The sequence below is a fragment of the Microcystis sp. M061S2 genome (genome assembly GCF_020245605.1).
Classification (GTDB): Bacteria; Cyanobacteriota; Cyanobacteriia; order Cyanobacteriales; family Microcystaceae; genus Microcystis.
This window is the reverse complement of the sequence record NZ_JADBUP010000021.1, coordinates 1-6,234: the sequence shown is the minus strand read 5'-3', so window position 1 is coordinate 6,234 and position 6,234 is coordinate 1. Positions and strand designations below refer to the sequence as shown.

Sequence of the window (6,234 nt, the reverse complement as noted above, 5' to 3'; positions counted from 1 at the left end):
CGGTTTTACTTACCGTTTGTGGCTTAGTAAGGTTGAGAATTAGTGCGCTAATTTTAGAAGTAATAGAATGGGAGCAATCAGGGGAAGTAATTGACGTTATAATTAGCCATAGTTTTCCGTCAAAATTCGATTTTGTCTCTAAAAACCCTGATTAATCGGTTTTTAGAGCTAATTTTGACTCTTGGTCTAATCTGCCTGTCTTCCTTGCTGTGACTGACTTACAAATTTTTGGAGATGTCTAATGAATTGTCACTATTACAGGCTGCATGGGCCGGGTTAGCTACGAGACAGATTAAGATCATCCCCAGGGTCAAAGCTTATCCAGCGTACAGCAGTGAGGTTTAAATTGCTCAAATCCGTGAAAGTAGATTCGCGTTGAAACATGGAAGTTTTGAGTTAGAAATGAGAGTTGGGAAGCAGGTTAGATAAGCTTTATCACCCCTGCTCCTCCGAAAACAGTCGCATTTAATCAGATTTCCCTATCTCCTCAAGATAGAGTTTTGAGATAGCCTACGGTTCATTTTCCACTTGACGAATCGTCCAGAAATCGTCAGCTAGGTTATCGTCCAACAGATAAGCATAGGGGATGGTAAAGTAGCCTTGCATTCCCCAGTCTTTCCCCCAGGAGTTGCGGACGATAAACCGCCGTTGGCTATCATCATAACCGACGGCTAACACGGCATGACCCCCCAATAATTGTTCATTGGGAGACGGCATGGGGACGCGACCTGTTTGTTTCACCTCTTGACTTTCAAAGCTCTCGTAAACACTGAACCCAAAGACGAAGGGATAGCCGGATGCTAAACATCCCTTCATCTGATTGAGGTTTCGCACTAGCCGGCTGTAAAGAATTGCTTGGTGTTTGGCCGCGACTTCATAACATTTTGGGGTAGGTTTTTTAATAAACCTGACCTGATAATCAGGATCGTAGGGCCAGACGCCCTCAGGTCCTGGATGCTGTTTGGTTTTTTCCTCTGGACAAGCGCCTTGCTTGCCAACGCTTTTAATGCCATCACGAATCATGGCGCCGCTATCTTCGTTCACAGTCCCTTCCATGACCCGTTCGTTGTAGTAAATAAACAAGCGGGAAGGGGTAAAAATATCCGTCAATTTCTGCTTCATTTGATCGAACTCAAGGGCACCAGCAATGGCATTGGCGGTACAACTGCCCAACTGTTCTTGATCGTAGATGTGGGGACAATTGGGGCGGAGATCGACCTTGGCTGGTAAAGCTCTCAGTGCCGTAACAGGTGCAGCGTAAAGCAGATCTCGATGATCTGGTAAGTCAGGAACCCATCCATAACGTTTGTTTGTGCGTGTCATTTTTTCAACTCCTGTTTAATCTAAAAAAGATGTGAACTTTCTACTTTGTGGCATGGACATCTCAGAAGTACGATCGCTTCTTTCCTGTTTCAAAAACTGCGATCGCATTGTTGTCAAGTTGAGTAGCTCAAGGGAATTTCACCTCCTGTTGGATTTTAGCGATCGCGTCTTGCCCTTTCAAAAAGCGATCGCTATTCCTTTGCTTTATACCAATCGCGCCACTTCAATGACAACTTGAGTATCTCCGGTACTTACGTTCCAGATGACTGAATCTTCAGTGCTCTTGATCATCTTGCCGTCTTGAAAGACCTTAAAGAAGAGGTCAGGTCGCCGGTCCAGGAAAAGTTCCCGGAAGTAGGATTCGTCAAAGCCCAACTGGAAAGCACCTTGCTTGTCCGTAATGACAGTGCCAACTAGATCATTGCAAATTAAATCCTTATCCCATGCCTCAACCCGAAGTCCTCCTAAACCTTGTTTAGTTTCGGCATCAATGACGCTACCGAAAACCCGAAAGGCTTTCTTAGCTATTGCTTCTGGGGGAACCTCACGGATTTGGAAGATGTAGTTGATTTGTCCTAGTACTTGGTCGTTTAGCCGTTCACGAATTGCTAGAGTTACGCTGCGCGTACCTGTGTTCCTCGGAAACTTGACTGCAAATTGGACATTGATCTTTTCCTCCTGCTGCAACTTGAGACCTGTCAGACGAATCACCTTCTGCGGAGACAAGCGAAGCGCCTGCAATGCTGGGATTTTTTCTGCTGGCATCGCCTTCGGTGTAATTGCACCGACATCTGTAACCTTAACTAGCTCCCTCAAAGGAATCGGACGCATCCGCAGCTGCTCAACTGGCAATTCTTCAAGGATTCCCCCAATCTTAGACACGCCGATCTTTGCTTGCAGTACTCGAACTTCAAATGCCTTGAGTCCGTAGAACTTAGTCTTGGGAAGCCAGAGGGTGACTTGGGTTCCTTCCGGCAGGTCTCGCGTGTCAAGCTCCAGGTTTCGCGGCTCGTACCGACGACCAAAGCCATTGATCTGGAAAGTCTGTGTGATAGTAGGCAACTCACCCGACGTATCAGGAACAAGGTTGACAACATCACAGTTTCGCCAAGCGTAGTTGTTGCTCTTGCTAATAAAGTTGTGGAACTCTGAGACATTGTCAATCAGCGTTCGGTCAGGCGGGGGATCGTCGTCGCTCTCGATGATGCCGATAAAGCAGTAGTGTCCAACACCAAGTGTATTAATCAATGTTTCTGACAGGGTAAGGCACTCGCCTGCGGCTGTCGGAACCCACATCCCGCCACTTGCTGAGATGCCAGTAAAGTCATAGTGACCGACTTCATGCCAAGTGGCTGGAGTTGGAAAAGTTGAAACGGGCGAGATGAATAGGCGGAACGTGCCAGACCCAGCAACAGAACCTCGGTTGAACAGACGGAAGTAGACGTAATGGTCGCCTGCCCCTAACTCAATATTCTGACAGAGGGAACCGTTGGTCGGATCGGCGATCTGCGTTAAAGTAGCAGCGTTAGCTAATTGTTGCCGCACAATGATATCGGGACTCATGCAACTGAGGCTACCCGGTTCATCTCCCTGGTCCGAAAGCGTGTCTCGGATATACAAATCCGGACCGATGCCAACGGCGTGGAAGGCTGCTTTAACTGTAGCCAGGTAGTCCAATTCCTCTGGATAAAGCGTCTGACAAACCTCGATGAAGGCGAGGCGGAAATCGGCAAAATCCGATGTGTTGGTCAGCAATCCAGTCGAGATCACCTCATAAAGCATTTGTTCGACAGGACCAACACCAATGCCCGTAACCGTTACACCAGAAAGCCGATGGGTGCCACCGTTAATCATCAAATAGACAGCGTGGGTTATGATGGGGCAGTTGATGTGGACACCGTTATTGTCAAGTGCATCAGTATATCGGATACTGTAGTGGTCGGGGTAGTAGCCGTTTAACGCGCTGTTATATTTTGTTTCGTTGCTGGTAGCATCCCACCCCACGACACCCGCAGCGTCCCGACTGGGATCGACCATATTGCGACCTCGATGATCAGGAAGAACGCATTGTCCAGCCGATTGCCATGGCTCTGAATCATCTATGGGATGATTCAAAGCAATGAAAGCACCAAAAAGGTCAGCAATCCCCTCATTCAAAGCCCCAGTTTCTCCGTCATAGACCTGGATAATGTTAAAGCCGTCGTTGACACCATGGGTAAACTCGTGACCAAGAACATCTAGGGGACTCATCAAATCAAAGCTGGTACCATTACCGTCACCAATGTATATCTGTTGTTCAAGGGGACGCCAACTGGCATTTTTCCAGTTGAGATCGTGGTGGGCATGGGCTTTTATATCTGCCCCAGCATTGTCCCAACTGTTGTGCCCGTGGGTCAGGTAATAATAGTCCAGGATGTAACTTAAGAAGCGATGTATGTCTACTTCTTCCTGTTGATCATCGCATCGGCTTGCTGGATCTCCTCCTCCATTATTCCAATTATCATCAGAATCTTCAGAGTAGTTGGTTAGAGTATGACTGGTTGAGCAATGATCATCATAGGTGTGGATGATTGGCTTAGTCACCGTAGCCCAAGTCGAGGATGTTACGGTGTCCCGCAACCGATAGGTCGTTCCCGATGCCTCTGAGTTCAAAGCTGAGCCGTGGGAATAGTAGCCTGTTCCACTTCCGGTTTGCTCCGCAGGGTAGCGAAGGTGTATTGTCCCGTTGATTGCGTCTATCAGGTAAAACCATCCCGGATCTTGGCTTTTCTCAGGGGAAACGATCACAAGCTTCCAGCAGAGGTAATACTTCTTCCCTTCTTGCTCTTTATGGAGTGTCTTGGCATCAGCCACGACTAAGGCGGGTTGTATTCCCTCGAATAGAGAGGCACCGGCACCTGCGTGTTCTTTGGCGATTTCGGTGGCATGAGCAGACTCAATTCTGGGACTTGCGGGTATGTCAATTGCGGAAGCAAGGTTAGATTTGAGCAGATAGAGGGAGCCATCCGCTCCGTAGTGAACTGACAGGTTCCCTCCCAAAACCTTTGCATTCCCGTGCTTTTGGGCTAGAATCACGTGGGTCATGCCTCGTCGGTCTGTCGTCGCCCTTTCATTGTCTAATTGGGTGCTTTCATCGATGTTACCTAGAAGCACCCGGTTTTCCCGGATAAATTGCCGTGAGTACTGATAAGGCGACTTTTTCAGTGCCTCTACATTTACTGGGTTTGCCAGCCGTCCCCGAAGTATGGTGATCGCGGATTGTTGCGGATTGAACGTGATAGCGATCCTGGGATCTCTGGCACGGAGTTGCTTGATACTTTCCTTAAGTGCAATTGTGTTCATAACCTTCTCCTTCGATATTCTTGAGAGTTAATTAATGGATCGAACCAGCTTTGTAATGGCGTATTTGTCATTAAATGTAGACAGTTGGTGAGAGATTGGATAGCTTCTCACTCAAAAATCACAAATCCTGCGGCAGGAACGGTAAGCAAAACTGCTTTCCCATTCCGGGCTTCCACTGTCACCGACTGACCTATTTGCGCCGCATCTATTGAGTAAATGCAAGTCAAAATATTCCCTGCCTGGTGCAGTTCATTGTCAACCGTCACCCAAGCCGTTCTCGGCTGGTCATAATCCGTGTTAATCGCCAGCAGCTCCTCCTTACCGTTGAAAATCCGCGACCAAGGCACTAGAGAACGAATCTGTCCCCCCACCATCTCCGGCAAGCTGAAGCGGACTCCATCATCGGGGGCCGAAATCGGGCGCAGGTATTGGCGACCACGACGCAGGACGATGTTTTGTCGGCGGATTTCTAGGATTTTGGCGAGTTCCCGATAAACTGGATGATCTTCATCGAAGAAATGCACGCCCCGCGTTGTACCCATTTTCACGACCATCGGAGAAGCGATCGAGCATCAAGAAATAGAACGCTTGGTCTTCCCAGGTGATCGGCGACGGGAACAATCCCCCCGCTGGTGATAGGGATGCAAAATTTAGTTGGCTTAAGCGTTGAACGGTTGTCGTCATGGCATTTTTCCTCTCAATCTTTCAACCTCCTCATCCTGTCCGCCGCTCTTTCAATTCCTACTTAAAACGCTTTTTTTTGGGGATGAGGTCGTTGGCATATTCCCTCCTTTTTGACCGTCTTCATGTATATTTTTTGACTTTTTGATGCTCTTCTTCTAGGGTAAAGTGAAAGTATAGTAAAGTGCAATTAAACTTTCAAAACTTAATTTTTCTGAGTCTGTCCACTCACTTATTTTTAACAAAGGTTAAGGACTCCCTCTCAAATATTTTTTGATAAGTTCGATTCTTCCTTTTGGCTTCCTGGTATCCCTTGAAGCTACACTTTCAGCGATACCGAGCCGAAGCAATTCTCTTAAGATCGAATAATCGCAAAATCGGCGCTGCTATTTCCCGTTATCAACCCATCGACCGCCCGAAAATGTTTGTCATAGCTAAATAGGGGTACAGCGATGAGGATTTACCGACCGAGGAAACTATTCGGTTTAAATTAAATAACTTAGGTTATCGTCTGAAAAGATTGGCTAAAGTTTTACCTCAAAAAAAATTCCAGAAACCGCAGCAATCTTTGATGAGTTAGCTAACATTAATCGGGAAGCGGCTGAAGACAATACGATGTTACGTCTTAGTTTAGATGCCAAAGCCCGTGTTAATATTGGACTGTTTGATCGAGGAGGTAAAAATAGAATAACTGTCCAAACAAACGATCATGATTTTAATCCGAAAACAACCCTAACCCCAGAAACCTTGAATCTCGTAACAAAACTTTACATTTAAGAACATAACAACCCCAAAACGCCATTTTTCAAATTGAATAGACAATTTTCCTAAACCAGTGTACATAGCTGATATGTTGACACATAAAACTCTGTAAATAGCGGAGTTTAT

5 protein-coding genes and 1 pseudogene are annotated in these 6,234 nt (G+C 46.7%); 2 read left to right on the top strand and 4 right to left on the bottom strand.

Features of this window, described 5'->3' with window-relative positions:
- Positions 1-510 precede the first annotated feature (510 nt).
- Positions 511-1,323 carry a C1 family peptidase gene (locus IM475_RS04350; protein ID WP_272082557.1) on the bottom strand — a complete coding sequence of 271 codons (813 nt, stop codon included), beginning with the start codon at positions 1,321-1,323 and terminating at the stop codon, positions 511-513.
- A gap of 31 nt (positions 1,324-1,354) precedes the next feature.
- Between IM475_RS04350 and IM475_RS04345 the strand changes: the two genes are divergently transcribed.
- On the top strand, positions 1,355-1,561 hold the full coding sequence (locus IM475_RS04345; protein ID WP_287726804.1) for a hypothetical protein: 207 nt from the start codon (positions 1,355-1,357) through the stop codon (positions 1,559-1,561).
- Here IM475_RS04345 and IM475_RS04340 read toward each other — a convergent pair.
- From IM475_RS04340 to IM475_RS04330, 3 genes are all read right to left on the bottom strand, one after another.
- A complete protein-coding gene (locus IM475_RS04340; RefSeq protein ID WP_287726803.1) occupies positions 1,528-4,665 on the bottom strand; it encodes a M4 family metallopeptidase in 3,138 nt (1,045 codons plus the stop codon). The two genes, IM475_RS04345 and IM475_RS04340, sit on opposite strands and share 34 nt — an antisense overlap.
- A gap of 107 nt (positions 4,666-4,772) precedes the next feature.
- Positions 4,773-5,207: a hypothetical protein gene (locus IM475_RS04335; RefSeq protein ID WP_287726802.1), complete on the bottom strand. Its 435-nt coding sequence runs from the start codon at positions 5,205-5,207 to the stop codon at positions 4,773-4,775.
- Positions 5,173-5,349 carry a hypothetical protein gene (locus IM475_RS04330; RefSeq protein WP_287660260.1) on the bottom strand — a complete coding sequence of 59 codons (177 nt, stop codon included), beginning with the start codon at positions 5,347-5,349 and terminating at the stop codon, positions 5,173-5,175. Before IM475_RS04330 ends, IM475_RS04335 begins: the two co-directional genes overlap by 35 nt.
- Positions 5,350-5,788: 439 nt before the next feature.
- Here IM475_RS04330 and IM475_RS04325 point away from each other — a divergent pair.
- Positions 5,789-6,087, top strand: a pseudogene (locus IM475_RS04325) (ISAzo13-like element transposase-related protein); the annotation flags it as partial.
- Positions 6,088-6,234 lie beyond the last annotated feature (147 nt).